Annotated in this window: 21 protein-coding genes; 5 read left to right on the plus strand and 16 right to left on the minus strand. The window is 32.5% G+C overall.

All coding sequences use genetic code 11. The features are described 5' to 3' along the window. Window positions 1-26: 26 nt before the first annotated feature. The 8 genes from BLT80_RS14135 to BLT80_RS14165 form a co-directional block, all read right to left on the minus strand. Entirely contained in the window at window positions 27-737 is a 711-nt protein-coding gene (locus BLT80_RS14135) for a DUF4369 domain-containing protein (RefSeq protein WP_092469086.1), read from the minus strand. A 51-nt stretch (window positions 738-788) separates the two neighbouring features. Continuing rightward, window positions 789-2,099, minus strand: coding sequence for a DUF819 family protein (locus BLT80_RS14140; protein ID WP_092469089.1), 1,311 nt, complete (start codon window positions 2,097-2,099; stop codon window positions 789-791). Window positions 2,100-2,163: 64 nt separating this feature from the next. Further along, window positions 2,164-2,343: a type II toxin-antitoxin system antitoxin gene (locus tag BLT80_RS14145; protein WP_092469092.1), complete on the minus strand. Its 180-nt coding sequence runs from the start codon at window positions 2,341-2,343 to the stop codon at window positions 2,164-2,166. Window position 2,344: 1 nt separating this feature from the next. Then, a complete protein-coding gene (locus tag BLT80_RS20145) occupies window positions 2,345-2,857 on the minus strand; it encodes a hypothetical protein (protein ID WP_175455622.1) in 513 nt (170 codons plus the stop codon). Then, window positions 2,857-3,015, minus strand: coding sequence for a DUF4177 domain-containing protein (locus BLT80_RS19910; RefSeq protein WP_139181082.1), 159 nt, complete (start codon window positions 3,013-3,015; stop codon window positions 2,857-2,859). Before BLT80_RS19910 ends, BLT80_RS20145 begins: the two co-directional genes overlap by 1 nt. Continuing rightward, entirely contained in the window at window positions 3,012-3,200 is a 189-nt protein-coding gene (locus BLT80_RS14155) for a glycine zipper domain-containing protein (protein ID WP_092469094.1), read from the minus strand. Before BLT80_RS14155 ends, BLT80_RS19910 begins: the two co-directional genes overlap by 4 nt. A 1-nt stretch (window position 3,201) precedes the next feature. After that, the gene (locus tag BLT80_RS14160) at window positions 3,202-4,062 is read right to left on the minus strand and encodes an SPFH domain-containing protein (protein WP_092469273.1); all 861 of its coding nucleotides are present in this window, start codon (window positions 4,060-4,062) and stop codon (window positions 3,202-3,204) included. A 363-nt stretch (window positions 4,063-4,425) separates the two neighbouring features. Further along, window positions 4,426-5,352 carry an alpha/beta hydrolase family protein gene (locus tag BLT80_RS14165; protein ID WP_092469274.1) on the minus strand — a complete coding sequence of 309 codons (927 nt, stop codon included), beginning with the start codon at window positions 5,350-5,352 and terminating at the stop codon, window positions 4,426-4,428. Window positions 5,353-5,899: 547 nt separating this feature from the next. Here BLT80_RS14165 and BLT80_RS14170 point away from each other — a divergent pair. Then, on the plus strand, window positions 5,900-6,580 hold the full coding sequence (locus BLT80_RS14170; RefSeq protein WP_092469096.1) for a M15 family metallopeptidase: 681 nt from the start codon (window positions 5,900-5,902) through the stop codon (window positions 6,578-6,580). A 3-nt stretch (window positions 6,581-6,583) separates the two neighbouring features. Here the strand turns inward: BLT80_RS14170 and BLT80_RS14175 are convergent, their stop codons facing one another. Genes BLT80_RS14175 through BLT80_RS14190 form a run of 4 tightly spaced genes read right to left on the minus strand, consistent with a single transcriptional unit; the run spans window position 6,584 to window position 9,836 of the window. Beyond that, window positions 6,584-7,102: a hypothetical protein gene (locus BLT80_RS14175; RefSeq protein ID WP_092469098.1), complete on the minus strand. Its 519-nt coding sequence runs from the start codon at window positions 7,100-7,102 to the stop codon at window positions 6,584-6,586. 10 nt (window positions 7,103-7,112) lie between these two features. Beyond that, window positions 7,113-7,466, minus strand: coding sequence for a DoxX family protein (locus tag BLT80_RS14180; RefSeq protein ID WP_092469100.1), 354 nt, complete (start codon window positions 7,464-7,466; stop codon window positions 7,113-7,115). Further along, window positions 7,459-8,493, minus strand: coding sequence for a hypothetical protein (locus BLT80_RS14185; protein ID WP_245710269.1), 1,035 nt, complete (start codon window positions 8,491-8,493; stop codon window positions 7,459-7,461). The genes BLT80_RS14180 and BLT80_RS14185 overlap by 8 nt, the downstream gene beginning before the upstream one ends. 26 nt (window positions 8,494-8,519) lie before the next feature. Then, window positions 8,520-9,836, minus strand: a complete 1,317-nt coding sequence (locus BLT80_RS14190; protein ID WP_092469102.1) for a hypothetical protein — start codon at window positions 9,834-9,836, stop codon at window positions 8,520-8,522. A gap of 129 nt (window positions 9,837-9,965) precedes the next feature. Here BLT80_RS14190 and BLT80_RS14195 point away from each other — a divergent pair, with 129 nt between their 5' ends. The 4 genes from BLT80_RS14195 to BLT80_RS14210 are packed head-to-tail and all read left to right on the plus strand — an operon-like array spanning window position 9,966 to window position 12,814. Next, window positions 9,966-10,511 carry an RNA polymerase sigma factor gene (locus BLT80_RS14195; protein ID WP_092469103.1) on the plus strand — a complete coding sequence of 182 codons (546 nt, stop codon included), beginning with the start codon at window positions 9,966-9,968 and terminating at the stop codon, window positions 10,509-10,511. Next, on the plus strand, window positions 10,495-11,016 hold the full coding sequence (locus BLT80_RS14200) for a hypothetical protein (RefSeq protein WP_092469105.1): 522 nt from the start codon (window positions 10,495-10,497) through the stop codon (window positions 11,014-11,016). The genes BLT80_RS14195 and BLT80_RS14200 overlap by 17 nt, the downstream gene beginning before the upstream one ends. After that, window positions 11,000-12,172 carry a hypothetical protein gene (locus BLT80_RS14205; protein ID WP_092469107.1) on the plus strand — a complete coding sequence of 391 codons (1,173 nt, stop codon included), beginning with the start codon at window positions 11,000-11,002 and terminating at the stop codon, window positions 12,170-12,172. The genes BLT80_RS14200 and BLT80_RS14205 overlap by 17 nt, the downstream gene beginning before the upstream one ends. Before the next feature lie 3 nt (window positions 12,173-12,175). Next, the gene (locus BLT80_RS14210; RefSeq protein ID WP_139181083.1) at window positions 12,176-12,814 is read left to right on the plus strand and encodes a hypothetical protein; all 639 of its coding nucleotides are present in this window, start codon (window positions 12,176-12,178) and stop codon (window positions 12,812-12,814) included. 2 nt (window positions 12,815-12,816) lie between these two features. On the opposite strand, the gene BLT80_RS14215 is transcribed toward BLT80_RS14210, so the two are convergent. From BLT80_RS14215 to BLT80_RS14230, 4 genes are all read right to left on the minus strand, one after another. Beyond that, window positions 12,817-13,203 carry a DUF2306 domain-containing protein gene (locus BLT80_RS14215; protein ID WP_092469111.1) on the minus strand — a complete coding sequence of 129 codons (387 nt, stop codon included), beginning with the start codon at window positions 13,201-13,203 and terminating at the stop codon, window positions 12,817-12,819. Window positions 13,204-13,217: 14 nt separating this feature from the next. Beyond that, a complete protein-coding gene (locus tag BLT80_RS14220) occupies window positions 13,218-14,453 on the minus strand; it encodes a DEAD/DEAH box helicase (protein WP_092469113.1) in 1,236 nt (411 codons plus the stop codon). A gap of 277 nt (window positions 14,454-14,730) precedes the next feature. After that, window positions 14,731-15,687 carry a 23S rRNA (adenine(1618)-N(6))-methyltransferase RlmF gene (rlmF, locus tag BLT80_RS14225; protein WP_317041776.1) on the minus strand — a complete coding sequence of 319 codons (957 nt, stop codon included), beginning with the start codon at window positions 15,685-15,687 and terminating at the stop codon, window positions 14,731-14,733. Window positions 15,688-15,788: 101 nt separating this feature from the next. After that, window positions 15,789-16,451, minus strand: coding sequence for a DUF4377 domain-containing protein (locus BLT80_RS14230; protein ID WP_175455623.1), 663 nt, complete (start codon window positions 16,449-16,451; stop codon window positions 15,789-15,791). Window positions 16,452-16,508: the final 57 nt, after the last annotated feature.

The raw sequence follows: 16,508 nt of genomic DNA on the forward strand, positions 1-16,508 counted from the left end.
TACGTAATCAAGTTTTTTATCGCGTACTAATTATCGGAATTTCTATTCGCTATAACTTCGCCTAACTTTTTACCGTAAAGCGAATTTTTAACTTCAGGTGTTAGATTGTTATAAATAGAATCTATATAAACCGGATTGGCATTTCGTGCTTCGTATAGTGCTAAATAAGGTGCAATTTCATTATCCTTATTATTCATAGCATATTGAATAGTGTAAGCGTATTTGCGCTTTATAATATGATCTGCTAGATTATTCAGCGAGTCTAATGAAATACTATCATTTTTTTGTTGAGCCATAAAACTGGCTTCAATGATATCTAGATTTCGATTATTGTATTTAGACATAACTCCTAAATACTCCTCTAAAAGTTCTTGTTGTTTAGAACCTTTTATTTCAGAATCATAACTAAAGCTCTTTAGGGTAGTTGTAATTTCAGTGACGCCTTTGTCTGCAAAAAATGGAATATAATGTTCTTCTCCATCATTTTTGAAAAGCTTTAAATAGAGAATAATAGGTTCGTCTATATTGGTGTGTAATGTAAATTCTGATTGACCAGTAATAGTCATAGAATCTAAATCTACAATACTAGAATCTCCATCTTTTTGAAGGTAAACAACTCCTTTTTTTAAGCCTTTAATACTTCCTTTTAAAGTGAAGTTATCGTTGCTGCTTTTGCCACAAGAAACGGCTAATGTTACTAAAATTAGTAGACTTAGTACTTTGTTTAATTTTGTCATGTTTTGCTAAATAATTAGGTGCGCAAATATCTTATAATAGTTTTGATATTACTAACTAACAGCTGCTAATTCCATTAAAATTGTACAACCAATGGCAGCAATAGTTCCAACTGCATATCCAAATACGGCTAGTAAAACTCCAACAGTAGCTAAAGAAGGGTGAAAAGCAGAAGCGACAATAGGAGCAGAGGCAGCACCGCCAACGTTAGCTTGACTTCCAACCGCTAGAAAGAAATAGGGTGCTTTGATAAGCTTAGCAACAATAACTAAAAGTATAGCGTGAATGGTCATCCAAACAACACCGATTGCAATTAGTCCAAGGTTATCAAAAATCATTGTTAGATCCATTTTCATCCCTATACTAGCTACAAGAATGTAGATAAATACACTACCGAATTTACTGGCACCAGCACCTTCATAATTTTTAGCTTTTGTATTAGATAATACAATGGCGATTATGGTAGCCACACTAATCATCCAAAAGAATTTTGAACCTAAAAAGGTGAATATATTACGTGTGGTTGGAGATTCTATATCGGCAACAATACCATCAAAAAGAGGGGCGAGGAAATTGGCACTTAAGTGTGCCATACTTACAGTACCAAATGCAATAGCACAGATAACCATTATATCCGTAAGCGATGGATTTCGTTTTACTTTTTCAGAAAAAGTTGACATTTTTTCTTTCAACTCTTCAATTGAAGAAGTATCTGCATTTAGCCATTTATTTATACGATTTCTTTTTCCGATACCAATTAATATAATAGCCATCCAAATATTAGCCACAACAATATCTACAAAGACCATTCCGCCGTATTTAGCTTGGTTGTATCCATAAATTTCTAACATCGCCGTTTGGTTGGCACCACCACCAATCCAGCTTCCTGCTAAAGTAGAAAGTCCTCTCCAAACAGCATCTGGTCCAACACCACCAACGGTTTCTGGTGATACACTTGCAATTAATAGAATCGCGATAGGCCCACCGATGACAATACCTAATGTTCCTGTAAAAAACATAACTAAAGCTTTCCAGCCTAAATTAAAAACAGCTTTTAAATCAATACTCAAAGTCATTAATACTAAGGCTGCAGGCAGTAAGTAGCGGCTAGCCACGTAATATAGACTAGAGCTATGTTCAGTAATAACACCTGTCTCTGATATCGTTGTCCATTCTGGAGAAATTAAACCTGTAGTTGTTAAAACAGCAGGAACCATATAAGCCATAAATAATCCAGGTACTATTTTGTAAAACTTAGCCCAAAAACCGGTTTTTATGGATTCGGTTATAAACACAAATCCTAAGGCTAACATTAAGAGCCCAAATACAATAGTATCATCAGTAAAAATCGGAGTATTATCCATGGTTTAGTTTATTTAGAACTCGCAAAATACGAAAATTTAAAACTAAAAAAGTGACCGTTTCCGATCACTTTTTTTCTGTTGAATTATCTTTTGGCTTGGGTTGCCGGTTATGTTCTTTTAGATACTGCATTAGCATCCATTCTATCTGGCCATTAGTGCTACGAAATTCGTCTGAAGCCCATTTTTCAATGGCTTTCAGCATATCTTCATTCATTCGTAGTGCAAAGGCTTTCTTCTTAGACATATTAATGTGGCTGTTTAAATTTTAATTTATAGGTCGCAATAGTACTTTTAGCATTTTCTTCGTATTGTGTTCCAATTAACAGGTTTTTACCGTTTTTTAATGTGATTTGAATTCCGATGTTGCCAGAAACGTTTATGGCTTTTCCTTTAGATGATGTATTCCAAAGTGCTGTACCTCTTATGCCCCAACCACCATATTCTCTTAAAGGATTGTAAGTCCTTACATAAGCGTTATCAATAGCATTCCATGTAATGGTTTTATAACTCCAATGAAACGGAAAGAATTGATAATGAATACCTTTTTCATCTATTCTTGTACTCAGCTTAAACAAAAATAGTACTGCAAAAGCCAGAATAATGAAACCAATAATTGATAATAATTCTGAGGTAGTTAACGTGTTCGGGTCTTCTATGTAAGTTTTTATGACAACACCAATAGGGACTAATAAACTGATTAGTATCAGTATAATCAGCCATGGTTGATTAAAACGTTGTTCTTCTTTAAAGATTTTCATTATCTATTTTTATCTCGTTCAAAAACTACCGAAGACCAATTAGCACCAATATCCTTAACGACCCAACCTTCACGAGCATTTTGGTTAAGAAGGTCCTCAAAATTTTGAATACGGTTTCTAAAGCCTAATTTAGGAGTTACAACTTTATATTCTTTCATAATGTATCATTTTTACCATCTGTCTTAAAAATCGCGAAGGCAAATATAATACCTATTAGTGTTCCGATAATTGAACCAAATATTAAACCCGTTGCAATATTGTCTGTTATGGCACCAATTGTGGTACCTATGCTACTTCCTATAGCTGATCCTATGCCGATACTAGAAATCTGTTTTTGAGTCATTTTAATGATTTAAAGTTCCTGTATTTAAAACTGGTGATGCATCTTTATCTCCACAAAGCACCACCATAAGATTACTAACCATAGCTGCTTTGCGTTCTTCATCTAAATCCACAACATTTTTTTTGCTTAACTGCTCTATGGCCATTTCTACCATACTTACAGCTCCTTCAACAATTTTATGCCGTGCTGCAACAATCGCTGTGGCTTGCTGACGCTTAAGCATGGCATTGGCAATTTCTTGTGCGTAGGCCAAGTAACCAATTCGTGCTTCTAAAACTTCGATGCCTGCAATGGATAAACGCTCGTCTATTTCTTTTTCTAAGGCGTTGCTCACTTCATTAACACTAGAGCGTAGGGTAATATCTTCGTCTACACCTTCATCTGCAAAATTATCATAAGGATACATACTCGCTAGTTTACGGACGGCCGCATCTGTTTGTACGCGAACAAAGTTTTCATAGTTATCGACATCAAAAGCGGCTTTATAGGTGTCTTGAACGCGCCAAACTAAGATGGTGCTGATCATTATAGGATTTCCTAATTTATCATTCACCTTCAACCTTTCGCTATCAAAATTGCTTGCTCTAAGCGAAATTTTCTTTTTAGTGTAAAACGGATTTACCCAATAGAAACCATTCTTTTTTACTGTACCAACGTATTTTCCAAATAAAAGAAGAACTCTAGAACCGTTGGGTTGCACCATTAAAAACCCAAAAGCTAATACTAATGCGAATACAATACCAATTACGGGCCATCCAGTTTCTGTTATTGGAAATAAAACAATACTTCCAAAGAAGAGTAATAAAAATAAAAAGAGCATTAAATAGCCATTGGCTGGAACGATGATTTTTTCTTCTTTCATAAGTTTAGAATTTAGTTGGTTAATCATTTTGTTAATTCAAAGTGATATTAAAATGATATCATAAAGATATACTTTAATTTATAAGTATGCAAATTTTTTATTTTGTTACAGTTTTTAAAAAAGAAAGAAAAAATAAAGTTTGGCACAAGGTTTGCTTACTATTAATTGTAATGATTATTACAACTGTTATCAACTGATAACAGAACTACAAAGTCGTAACATTACATTGGTTGGTTAGTTAGAAAAAGCATCTCGTGGTTGGGATGCTTTTCATTTTATTAGGTTAGTTAATTTAAAAAAGCATCTCATGTCTGATATTTATCAGTAGAGATGCTTTTTGTTTTATGTGGATAAAAAAAAAGATTAAGACTTCATAAATGCTGTTATACCATTTATCAATTGCGGAGAAATAGCTCTAAACGATTCGTTATACGATTTTGAATTTTCTAAATCATCACCTTCAATTTCAAAAAGTACATGGTTCATGTTTTCTATAATTAATAGTTCGGCTTCACTATTCGCTTCTTTTAGGACTTCAGCTTCACTAACAGAAACTTGAAGGTCTTTAGTGCCATTAACAATAAGGATAGGTATTTTTAATTCCTTAATAATGTCAGTAGGATTGTATGACATCCAATTCATCATAAACTCCTGTATGTCTGGACCAAACAGGGATCCTAATGCATCCGGATAATCCGTTGTCGTTTTTCCTGTTTTTAATAAAGCGACAACGCGTTGTGTTTCTTCGCCTAATTTTGGAGCCATTTTAGTGACTTGTTCTATAAGTACATCTCCTATATTATTACCCGCACCAGCTAATGATATAAATCCATCAGCTTTATCTTTTGCAGATAACATACCAACTAAACTGCCTTGGCTATGACCAACGATATAGATTTTATTGTAAGTCCCTTTGTCTTTAAAATAATTTAAAACGTCTGAAGCATCACTAACAAAATCATCGAACAGAATGTCTTTAGCGACCTTGTTTTGACGAATTTGTTTTACAATGCGCTTATCGTATCTAAATGTAGCAATGCCATTTTCGGTAAGGCCTTCTGCTAATTTTTTTAAGGAGTTGCTTTTAAGGAAGTTTTGATTGCCATTTCTATTAGTAGGACCAGAGCCGGCTATGATAATTGCCAAATTAGGCTTGTCTATGGTTTTAGGAATAAGTAATGTGCCGTCTATCCATTTTGAGATTGATAATTCCTCTTCATTATACGTTTTTTCTTGACTAAACCCAATACTGCTTATCAAACATAGAACGAGAATTAAATATTGTTTCATTTTTAAATTTTTTAAGAGTATAAAGTTAATCCATATTAGACTGAATTCTATATATGTTTCAAATTTTATACCAAGGTTAAGCGTTCTATTATGAAAATAACGCAATGCGTAAAACTGTATTTCATCGTTGAAATACATCATTTTATCTTGAAATGTTAAAATTATGTGTATTTCAGCGATTAAATGTGTTTTTAAGCGTTGTAATTGAAAATGAATTATATATTTGACTCGTACTAAAATTTAGTTTTTAGTTCAATGGATTAATTAATTAATATTTGCCTTGTGTTTTGTTGACTTAGAGACCCTAAATCTACTAGCATAAAAAAAAGCAAATAAACGAAAACCGAGATTGAGGGATCTCGGTTTTTTGTTTTTTATAACTTCAAGTTCGTCAGTGTCCAACTTCAATTTTAGATTATTTTAAGTTCAGAAAATACTTCTTTGACAATTTTTAATTGTCATTATTTAGTTTTTAATTTCAACGTTTATAATGTTGCTTCACTAAAATAAGTTCGTACTGTATTTTTTATTAATTTAGTATTTTGATATGAATTACAAAGCGCTACTCTATATAGGAAGTTTAATCCTTTTGACTTTAGGATTTCAACAAAAGCAAACGTTACCTGATGGTTTTGTATATGCAAAATCTGTGATTCCGGATTTGGATGTGGAACTACGTTATTTTTCTGAAAACAATTTTGTTGGAGATACTATTGATGGTTATAAAGCAAATCGGTTAATCTTAACGACAGGTACAGTTGACAAGCTAAAGCTTGTGCAAGACGAATTACAAGAACAGAACCTATGTCTTAAAGTGTACGATGGTTACCGTCCGCAACGTGCAGTGAATCATTTTATAACTTGGGCTCGCAAGCTGAATGATACTGTTAACAAAGCCATTTTTTATCCTGAAGTTCAAAAGAAAAACTTATTTAAATCGGGCTATATTGCAACACGATCTGGCCACAGTAGAGGCAGTACGGTGGACTTAACTATTATAGATGGAGAAACAGGTGAACCTTTAGATATGGGCAGTCCTTATGATTTTTTTGGTGAAGCTTCTTGGGTGGCTCATGATGCTTTAACGGATGAACAAAAGAAAAACAGACAGTTATTACAAACTGTAATGCTGAAGCATAATTTTAGAAATTATCCTAAAGAATGGTGGCATTTTACACTGCGATGGGAGCCTTTTCCTAAAACCTATTTTGATTTTGAGGTAGAGTAGTTATTATTTTTTAAGTTGTAAATCAACGGCAACATCTTGTGTGCCATGGTATTTGTCTCCAAAGTAAATAGTTATATCATATTTAATATTATAAATATTTAAAACAGCATCTAATTCATCTTTTTTTGCTTTAGCTAGTTTTAAATCATTTCTATATGTGTTTAGCGGACCTACTGCAAGTGGGAGAATAATTAAAAGGCCAACTGATGATATGATAAAAGGAGCTGCTGCAATAACCCTAAAATTTAATAGATATTGAGCTAAAAAGTATCCTGCTAATATTACAGAGACAGCAATCACAAGAAATACAACAAAATTGATGTAAACTAATAATTTTGTTTTTAATACCGCTTCATAGGCAATGTTAATCGACTCGATTTTTGATTCTAATTTTTTATCAAGTTTTGCATTTGCACATTTAGTTGCAAAGTCAGGTTTTCTATCTGTTAAGGCACAAATAGTACCTGTTTTAAAATCTACTTTTTGATGATCGCAGAATTGGCAATGTTTGGTGTTAATCATAGCTATTAACTTATAAATATATCCAAGCCCAATACATCAGCCCAAACTGAAGAGGTAAACGTAATATTAAAATCCATTTCGGAATTCCGGCAGCTGCTTTTTCGCTAGAAAGCATGTAAACATGAACTAGAAGAAACACGGCGAGCATTGCCATAATACCGTAAATAGAAAATGCTTTTACTGCGGGAATACACAAACCTATACCTAAGACTATTTCGGCAACTCCACTCAAATACACTAAAGCCTTATGATTTGGTAAATACTTTGGCATAATACGCATATACATTTTTGGTTTTAAAAAGTGCATTAGCCCGCCAAAAATATAGATAGCAGCCATTATGTATAAACCAATAGGCTCATTCATCTTTATATGTTTTATAGGTGAGACCGATGCCGTAATTAAAAAGATTTTTGTCTAATAAGCTCGATTTAAACTGATTGCCTTTATCAAACTTAACCCAATTATTTCCATTGATAAATACGCGCTTGATATAAGTGTTTTTCGCTTCAACTTCATCTGTGAATGGTAATAGCGGTCTAAAGTTGGTTGGGATTTTAATAACACCACCACTTTTAGTAACAATCTCTTTGTACTTTTTGTTAGGCAGTAGTTTTCCGTCTTTATTGGTATAGCCTAAAACTTGTAGTGATACAAAAAAACCATTTTCAGGAATGTAGATGCCATAAACATCTACATTCAAATCATAGGCATCACCATCTTTTTCAGTGGCTCTAAAAACAATGGTTTCATTAGTAAGCACATTACCAGGAACACCATTATTGTTATCGTAAAATTTCACTTTAAACAAAGTAGAGAACTTCTTCTTTTCGCTATTAGAACGGTTACGTTTTTCCCAATCTTTAGATTCTAAAGCAATAGGAAATAATACATGTGTCAGTTTTTGATCTTTAGAAGTGGTTTTAGGAAAATAAACAGCAATTTCAGATTCTATGGTGGGTAGCCAGCAATTATAATAATCGTCATCTAAAGAGGGTTTCAATTTTTCTTCTTTAAATTTTCGATCTATTTTATTAGCAATCATAACCGCATCTAGTTGATGTGCTTCGGGTTGCATTAATAAATATTGTGGTAAATTATTTGTTGCAACATTGAGGTCCTTAAAACCTAAAGCCGAAATAAATAACGAATCAATATCTGGATATAATTTTTTTGTAAAGATAAATTGACCTTCATCATCAGCAAAAAGACCGTTACCATTACCAAAAGAAATGGTGGCGTAGCTCACAGGGTAAGATGTAATGCTGTCTTTAATTGTTGTTTGAGCAAACGAGATTTGTCCAATAAATACTAGAATAAATAAAAATTTCTGCATGGTTAAGCTTATAGATTTTAAAGATACATTATTTATGGGCATAAAAAAATGCCCCATTTAGAGACATTTTTTTACGCCGTATGTTAGTTTGGATAATACCAAAATGGTATAGAAACTTCAGTTTTTGATATAGTATCTGACGCTTTTCGTTCCTTGCGTTTTACATTTAGCATATGTTTACCTTCATCTATGTTTTTTATACCAATATAAGTTTCAAAGCCATTTTGCTTTTTTACGGTTTTTCCAAGTACAAAATCGGTTTTATACAGAGTAGAATCAATTTCAACAGAATAGAGCGTATTAAAAGTTTTTAAATAGTCGCTTTTTAATGAACTATCATTGGAGCCAGAATTCATGGAGCCTATTTCTGAAGTAATTCCTCTGGTGTCTTCCTTAGGTTTTAAACTCGGATTAAATCGGTAAATTTCATCTTCTATAGATTTATCAAAAGCTATAAATACTTTAACGTACGGATCGCTTATCACTTTGCTATTAATCGCAATATTTTTAATAAAATCAGATTCCTTAACTAACATATCTTCGTAATTTAAAGAATTAGAAATGTTATTGCTCGAGTCCTCAATAAAAGTAAAATAGTTAGATTGATTGTAATATAAAGAAGTCATCCATATCAATAAAATATAAATAGGAACTAAAAAGAGACTCAGGCGTTTTCCAAATTTATTGTCTAAAAAATTATAAATTAATGGTCGGTATAAAAAGGAAAGTGTGATAATGCTAAAAACCCAGTAGAAAGGAAAATATACTTTGCTAAGCCATTTTTTCTTTTTTAAATAACCGAGTGTTATAAAGTCGATAAAAGTTAGTAGCATACCAATAACTACAAATGCTAAAAGGATAATACCAACGTACGTAGAAAAATCACGAAAGGTATGACCATTTAAAAATACCGAAACTATTGTAGCAATTGACCCAATGATTAGAACAAGAGCGAGTAAATAAAAGATGAGTAAAAACGTGATTGCGAAAATGATGCTACAGTAGTCTTCTAATCTTGCAATATACCTATCAAAAGAACCTACTTTTATTTTTAGATAATTGCTAAATCGTTTGGTGTAATTTAAGGTGTCGTATTCAATGTCTCCAGAAACATACCGTAATCCTAAGGCACCAATCCATAGGCCTCGTAAAAGCACATGGAGAAGTAAGTTAAAAATTAATATGGAACACGCAGAAAGTGCAAGAATTAAAATCAACGTAAAAAACAGATTATTATCGTTTTGAGACTGGTGATAGGCCATTTTCATTTCTAAAGCTGGATAGGCTGAGAATAATCCAAAAATAGCAAAACCAGAAATCAGCAATTCTAATTGCCAGCTTTCTTCTTGTAATCGATCTAATAATTTTTTAAACGCAGGTTTCTTGTAATCGTCGCTCATCTTTATATTGGGTAGATTGAAATTCAGGTTAAATTTAGACATATTCAATTAAAATCAATCTTTTTTGTCCTATTTTGAAACCCTTTCCAAATTTCATCGTTTTTAATTATAGAATAGCTAACCAACCCAATGCAGAAATTAGAAACTAAACTTATTAAGCTTTGCAAAAAAGGAAATCAAGTTGCGCAAATGCGAGTTTATGATAAGTATAGTCAAGCTATGTTCACCATTGCCTGTCGATATTTAAGTGAAGAAGATGCAAAAGATGCGATGCAAGACGGCTTTTTAAAAGCGTTTAGACATATTGAATCTTATAAGCCCGAATCCACCTTTGGTGCTTGGTTAAAACGCATTATCATTAACCAGTGTTTAGACGTTTTAAAGAAAAATAAACTAGAGTTTGAAGCGGTTGAGGTATCAGAATTGCAGATTTCATATGAAGATGATTGGCAATTTGATATTTCAATTACGAAGCAAGAGATTTTATTTGCCATTGAGCAGATTATTGAAAAACATAGAGTAGTAGTGAAGCTTTATCTGTTAGAAGGCTATGATCACGAAGAGATTTCAGACATCTTAGAAATTCCCGTAAAAACATCACGTACGCATCTAAGACGTGGGAAATTAAAGTTACAAGACTTATTAAAACAAAAGTACAATGAAGCAAGATATTAGAACTCTATTTAAAGAGGAAGACGAATTAAAAACGCTTCCGGAAAATCATAGAGATGAGTTTTTAGAGAAACTTAAAAAGCAACCCAAACCAAAGCAGAATCCTTATGCTTGGTTAAGTGCGGCAGCTATTTTAATCATTGCATTAACTATTGGGTTTAATGTGATGGAAATGGAATCAAAACCAGAACTAAATCAAGTATCACCAATTATAGCACAAGTAGAAGCTGTAGAGGCAACATATCTTAAAGATATTGAAACAGAATGGGAGAACTTTATTGCCATTGCAGACGATGACGTTTTAGTGGAACGATTTAGAAAAAACTTAAAAGATTTAGATACAGATTATCAAAGTATCTCTCTACAATTTAAAGAAGATTCTAATAATATTTTAGTCATTGAAGCATTAGTTGATAATCTTCAAACTCGACTTCAAATTTTAAAAGATATTCAGAAACACATCAAAATATTAAATCAAACAAACGAACAGAATGAAAACACCATTTAAACTTTTAGCACTGATGCTCATCACATCAGTCATGCTAAATGCACAACAACACAAGATTCACAGTGAATCTTTTACGACTGATAAAAATACCACGGCCATCTTTAATTTAGATAATATTACAGTTGCGTTGGAGGAGTCTACAGATGGGAAAGTTCATGTGGATTATATTATGGAATTTGATGGATATTCAAAGAAAGAAATTAATTCCTTTTTAGATGAGGTAAAAGTAGAGGTCGGTAAATTTGATAATCATATTACGCTTAGTGCTAGTAGTAAAAATAAAATTTCAATGGAAACTTTTGAGTTTAATACTACAGATGCGATTACTTTAAACAAGTCCTTTTTCGATTCTAAAAAAGATACTGTTGGTCGCAAATCATTAGATGCATTACGTTTAGAAATAGAACAGAATAATCACAGTATACAGGGGAATTCTTTAAAATATATTAACGACCGTTTTAAAAAAGTAGATAAAGATGGTAAGGTGACTAATTTTAAAAAAGGAGGTATAAAAATGATGAGAAGTCATTTTACAATTAAAATTCCATCGTATTTAAAATTAACAGTTAATGCCAAAGAAACGGGGGTGTATGCCAGACATAATCTTAGAAATGAATTGTCTATAACATTGAATGGTGGAACAGTGAAAACAAAATTAATTTCAAACCCTTATAATAAATTTAAAATTGAAAATGCAACTCTAGAAGTCATAGGAATAGTAGGCGGTGATTTTGAATTTAAAAATGTTAAAAATGGTAAAATAGGAAGTATTCAAAATGCTAAAATTAGTTCAGAATTTTCAAAAGTTGAAATAGGTGAGATTCAAAAAAATACGATAATAACAGACTTTAATAGTGAGTATTATTTTTATAATTGGGCTAAAGATTTTAAACGTTTTAATCTGTATTCTGAATATTCTAAGATACATTTATTTTATCCCAAGTTAGATTATAGTTTTAAAGTGATAGGCAATAACACTAAGAGTTTTGTTGACAAGTATACCATAGAAATGCAGCCTACAAAAAAAGGAGAGAAGTTCAATATGATGGAACGAAAATCACAAGGCAATGGTGAGTTTTCAGGTGAAATTTTCTTCAATATCATTCATGGTATTATTTATTCATACAACGATTCAATCAAAAAAATAAACAATTAATTTATGAAAAGAATTCTAATTATGACTGTTGCATTAACGTGTTTCAGTGGATTGCTAGCACAACAGAAGGAAACGAATTCTAAATCGGATTCAGGTTTAAGGATGGAAACTGAATATGCATCAGATATAGAAGAAGTAAGTGATCTTTTAAGCTTTGAGGGCATTGATTATATGAAATTGAAATTTTCAGGAGAACAACTTAAAGGAAAAAGTTACAGGCTCTCTGTAAAGGAAATTTGGGATGGTAAAATAGTATCTGATACCGTCATTATAAATAGTAAAACGATAGGTTATAAACAGTTTGAAACATTGAGTGATACTGTTTTTAAAATGAAAGTGATATCAAAACGAACCAATGATAACCAACTGAAAATGACTTTTAAATTTCCTAGATTTAGTATCACTAAAAAATATGATGCTATCGACTCTGATAATTACAGTTTAAGAAATCTAGTAGACGAAAGTAACTTAGAAATAGGCTACGATAAGTCATTCTATTTGTTAGCTTATATTTTACCTTACGAAAGAGAAGATGGTTCTTTGTCTTGGTGCGACGTAGGAACGTCAGGTAATGATATAGAAAACTGGGGAGAGAAATTTGGGATTAAACATTACTTACTTTTCGAAATGAAATTTGAGTAGCCTTATCCAAAAAATACACTATGTAAATATCGACCTGGAGTAAATGTAAACGCGCCAGCAATAATGATTGCACCAAAGTAGAGTAAAATCATTTTTCGTTTATGAGCGTTTACATTGCCTTTTTTAATAGCGATATATGCTGTTGGTATAGTCCAAAATGTTAAAACACTAAACAAGTGAATCCAGCCAAAATGATTTAAAAAGCGTCCACCAACTGCAGCAGGCATAAATAATGTTACGGTTGCTGTAAACAGCATTAAAATCATATAAATTCTACCAAGCAATTTATGAGTTTTAGTTCCTTTTTTTACAATTAAAAGATAAGCACCAATAAATACACAAGGTAAAACTGTGTATAAATGAAGAAACATTAAGGTTTTATATGCCATGCTTTAACAACTGATTAATACCAACGTTTCTTCTTCTTCTTAGAAGCCTCACTTTTACGACCTTTTTTATACTTACTACCTTGCCTTTTGTGTACAACAGGTTCCGCTTTCGGATCAAGCGGATAAGGATGGTCCGTTTCTACCGGAATCTGAACATTAATAGCTTGTTGTATCTTTTTTATGTAATTTTTCTCATCGGCAGAACATAGGGAATACGAATTTCCTGTATGACCAGCTCTACCAGTTCTACCAATTCTATGTACATATGTTTCGGGTATGCCTGGCATGTCAAAATTAAGCACGTTATCTAATTCATTAATATCAATACCACGTGCCGCAACGTCTGTAGCAATAAGGATTTTAACGTAACCGTTTTTAAATTTATTTAAAGCGGTTTGTCTTTCACTTTGTGGTTTATCACCGTGAATACTATTTACAGAGAACCCATTTTTTAATAGGGTTTCTTCAAGCTTATCTACACCATTTCTGGTACGTCTAAAAATAAGAACGTTACCTTCAATAGTGTTACGCATTAAATGTAAACACAATTCAATTTTGTTTTGCTTAGGCACATAATACAATAACTGATTTACATTTTTAGCAACTGATTTTGTCGGAGTCACATCAATACGTTCAGGATCCTTAAGCAAGGTATTGGCTAATTCTTCAATTTTATATGGAATCGTTGCCGAGAATAATAAGGTTTGCTTTTCTAGAGGACAAAGACGTTCTATCTTTTTTACGTCATCAATAAAGCCCATGGCCAACATTAAATCGGCTTCATCTAAAACAAAGGTTTCAATAAAATCGAGATTAATATAATCTTGTTTATGTAAATCGAGTAAACGACCAGGAGTGGCTACTAAAATATCAACACCTTTTTTCAACACATCTATTTGAGGTTCTATAGATGCACCACCAAAAACGACTAATGATGTTAAATTAGTAAACTCAGCATAGGTTTTAAAATTCTTCTGAATCTGTATCGCTAATTCTCGTGTAGGACTTATAATCAGTGCTCTTATCTTTTTACCCTTTTTTGGCGCATCTTGCTTATCGTACAATTTTTGCAAAATAGGTAAGGCAAAAGCAGCTGTTTTTCCTGTACCTGTTTGTGCAGATACAATAACATCTTTGCCCTCTAAAATTAGTGGAATAGAACGTTGTTGTACTAAAGTAGGTTCAATATAACCAGAAGCTGCAACAGCTTTTTGAATGGGTTTTATAAGATGTAAGTCTTTAAATGACATAGGTATTGTGTTTATTAAGTTTGTCATTCCTGCGAAAGCAGGAATCCACTTTGTTGATCGTAGCTTGTAGATTCCTGCCTTCACAAGAATGACAAATAAGGTAACAAAGGTAGAATATTTGTTAATTCAAACTTTGGTATAAAAATATTAAAATTTCAAATCGCTCATTTCGAGTAATTTGTAAAGTCTAAGCAAATAGTATCGAGAATCATATTGATTCATTTCCTTCTCGAAACATTCCGCTAAAAAGGGGATTACTCTAAGTAACGTAATCTTACTAAAAACGTTCTTTTATCCAGTCGTTTTGTTCTTGTTCTGTTAAAAAGGTCCAAGCGATAAATCTACTGATTTTATGGCCTTGTCCCATTTCAATAGTTTTTACAACAGTCGCATTTACTTTTTCTAGAACTTTATAAGTTGGTTTTAGCGTCACTTCTTTCGAAATTAAACTTGTAAACCAAAAACATTGTTTGCCAAAGTGCTTGCTTTCATAAATCATGTCTTTTACAAAGCGTGCTTCACCACCTTTGGTCCATAATTCGTTATGTTGTCCGCCAAAATTTAAAAGTGCTTTATTAGGGCGTTTCCCTTTAAGGTTCCTTTGTTTTTTTAAGCTTGCTTTTTGAGCATCTTCTGCAGACGCATGGAAAGGTGGGTTACAAATAGAGAAATCTACTTTTTCTTCTGGTTTTAAGATGTCATAAAAAAAGTTGTTTGCTTTGTCTTGACGTCTAATTTCCAAAGTAGATCTTAAGTCATAATTTTTCTGCTCAATTTCTTTCGCAGATATAATAGCGGCTTCATCGGTATCACTTCCTATAAATGACCATCCATATTCGTGATGACCAATAATAGGGTAAATACAATTGGCACCAACACCGATATCTAAACCTTTTATATGATTTCCTTTTGGAATCACTGAACCTTCACCTTTTAAAAGGTCGGCAATATTATGAATGTAATCTGCTCTTCCAGGAATCGGAGGACATAAATAATGCTCAGGAATATCCCAGTAGTCTAATCCGTAATGGTGAATTAGTAAAGCCTTGTTCAATGCTTTTACAGCTGCAGGATTAAAAAAATCGATGGAATCGTCACCGTATTTATTAGGTGCAACATAAGGACTTAATTTTGGTGAACTTTTTATAAGCGCATCAAAATTGTAGCGTGATCTATGTTGATTTCTTGGGTGAAGTTCCGATTTTACTTCAGGATGCTGTTTTTTCTTTTCCAATATTTAATAATTTATGGAGGCAAAGATAGTGGAAAAGAAATTGGGTTATTGAGACCTAAGCCTAAATAACCCAATTCATTTTGAATATAATAACAATGAAATTAATCTACTTTTTTTAAACGTAACATTTCGTCACCAGCTTCATTGTAAAAAGATAACGTTAAGCCTTCTTTTTTATACGTTGAAATGCTATTAAATGCCTTGTCAAAACGATCTGGAACTGCCATATCCATACACATTTTTCGAGTGGATGCTATAGCTCCAAACTCAATAGTGTTAGAAGTGATGTTTTTTATTTGTCCGGTGTAATTATTACAACCATTAGTTCCAGAAGCGCGCATCTCAGTCGTGTTAATTTCAAGCATTGGCACAGTGGTTGTGCTTTCAATCGCTTTACTATTAATATGTGTTGTTGCCCAAATATCGTGAATCGCTAATTTTGGATCTTGCTTTTTTTCTAACACGTTTATAAGATCATATTGAATTGAAGACGCATCAGCAGGAACACCTTCAGCATCTAATTGTGTTTCTGTGACTTCAATTTTTTGTAAGTAACCAGGTTCAAAAGTGAAACCATTTATGGTTGAATAAAATAGCGACCATTCGGCATTTTCATGATTCTCGGCTTTGGAAACTTGTAAGCAAGTTGTTTTTCCAGCACCAGCATCGCAATCAACTTTGGCGCTGTTTACCCAATAAGTTGCCGTTGTTTTTTTTGTTGTGGAGCAGGAGGATAGCATTACTGTTAAAATTACTACTGACATTGTTTTTAGTATCGTCATAAATATAAATATTGGTTATAATAGTTGAAAATCAAAAGT

Origin of the sequence: Winogradskyella thalassocola (genome assembly GCF_900099995.1) — a bacterium.
Lineage (GTDB): Bacteria > Bacteroidota > Bacteroidia > Flavobacteriales > Flavobacteriaceae > Winogradskyella > Winogradskyella thalassocola.

What these genes read in the sequence shown, in the direction of transcription:
- BLT80_RS14135 (WP_092469086.1), bottom strand. Translation starts at nt 737, where the DNA reads ATGACAAAATTAAACAAAGTACTAAGTCTACTAATTTTAGTAACATTA.
- BLT80_RS14140 (WP_092469089.1), bottom strand. Translation starts at nt 2,099, where the DNA reads ATGGATAATACTCCGATTTTTACTGATGATACTATTGTATTTGGGCTC.
- BLT80_RS14145 (WP_092469092.1), bottom strand. Translation starts at nt 2,343, where the DNA reads ATGTCTAAGAAGAAAGCCTTTGCACTACGAATGAATGAAGATATGCTG.
- BLT80_RS20145 (WP_175455622.1), bottom strand. Translation starts at nt 2,857, where the DNA reads ATGAAAATCTTTAAAGAAGAACAACGTTTTAATCAACCATGGCTGATT.
- BLT80_RS19910 (WP_139181082.1), bottom strand. Translation starts at nt 3,015, where the DNA reads ATGAAAGAATATAAAGTTGTAACTCCTAAATTAGGCTTTAGAAACCGT.
- BLT80_RS14155 (WP_092469094.1), bottom strand. Translation starts at nt 3,200, where the DNA reads ATGACTCAAAAACAGATTTCTAGTATCGGCATAGGATCAGCTATAGGA.
- BLT80_RS14160 (WP_092469273.1), bottom strand. Translation starts at nt 4,062, where the DNA reads ATGAAAGAAGAAAAAATCATCGTTCCAGCCAATGGCTATTTAATGCTC.
- BLT80_RS14165 (WP_092469274.1), bottom strand. Translation starts at nt 5,352, where the DNA reads ATGAAACAATATTTAATTCTCGTTCTATGTTTGATAAGCAGTATTGGG.
- BLT80_RS14170 (WP_092469096.1), top strand. Translation starts at nt 5,900, where the DNA reads ATGAATTACAAAGCGCTACTCTATATAGGAAGTTTAATCCTTTTGACT.
- BLT80_RS14175 (WP_092469098.1), bottom strand. Translation starts at nt 7,102, where the DNA reads ATGATTAACACCAAACATTGCCAATTCTGCGATCATCAAAAAGTAGAT.
- BLT80_RS14180 (WP_092469100.1), bottom strand. Translation starts at nt 7,466, where the DNA reads ATGAATGAGCCTATTGGTTTATACATAATGGCTGCTATCTATATTTTT.
- BLT80_RS14185 (WP_245710269.1), bottom strand. Translation starts at nt 8,493, where the DNA reads ATGGGGCATTTTTTTATGCCCATAAATAATGTATCTTTAAAATCTATA.
- BLT80_RS14190 (WP_092469102.1), bottom strand. Translation starts at nt 9,836, where the DNA reads ATGAGCGACGATTACAAGAAACCTGCGTTTAAAAAATTATTAGATCGA.
- BLT80_RS14195 (WP_092469103.1), top strand. Translation starts at nt 9,966, where the DNA reads ATGCAGAAATTAGAAACTAAACTTATTAAGCTTTGCAAAAAAGGAAAT.
- BLT80_RS14200 (WP_092469105.1), top strand. Translation starts at nt 10,495, where the DNA reads ATGAAGCAAGATATTAGAACTCTATTTAAAGAGGAAGACGAATTAAAA.
- BLT80_RS14205 (WP_092469107.1), top strand. Translation starts at nt 11,000, where the DNA reads ATGAAAACACCATTTAAACTTTTAGCACTGATGCTCATCACATCAGTC.
- BLT80_RS14210 (WP_139181083.1), top strand. Translation starts at nt 12,176, where the DNA reads ATGAAAAGAATTCTAATTATGACTGTTGCATTAACGTGTTTCAGTGGA.
- BLT80_RS14215 (WP_092469111.1), bottom strand. Translation starts at nt 13,203, where the DNA reads ATGGCATATAAAACCTTAATGTTTCTTCATTTATACACAGTTTTACCT.
- BLT80_RS14220 (WP_092469113.1), bottom strand. Translation starts at nt 14,453, where the DNA reads ATGTCATTTAAAGACTTACATCTTATAAAACCCATTCAAAAAGCTGTT.
- BLT80_RS14230 (WP_175455623.1), bottom strand. Translation starts at nt 16,451, where the DNA reads ATGTCAGTAGTAATTTTAACAGTAATGCTATCCTCCTGCTCCACAACA.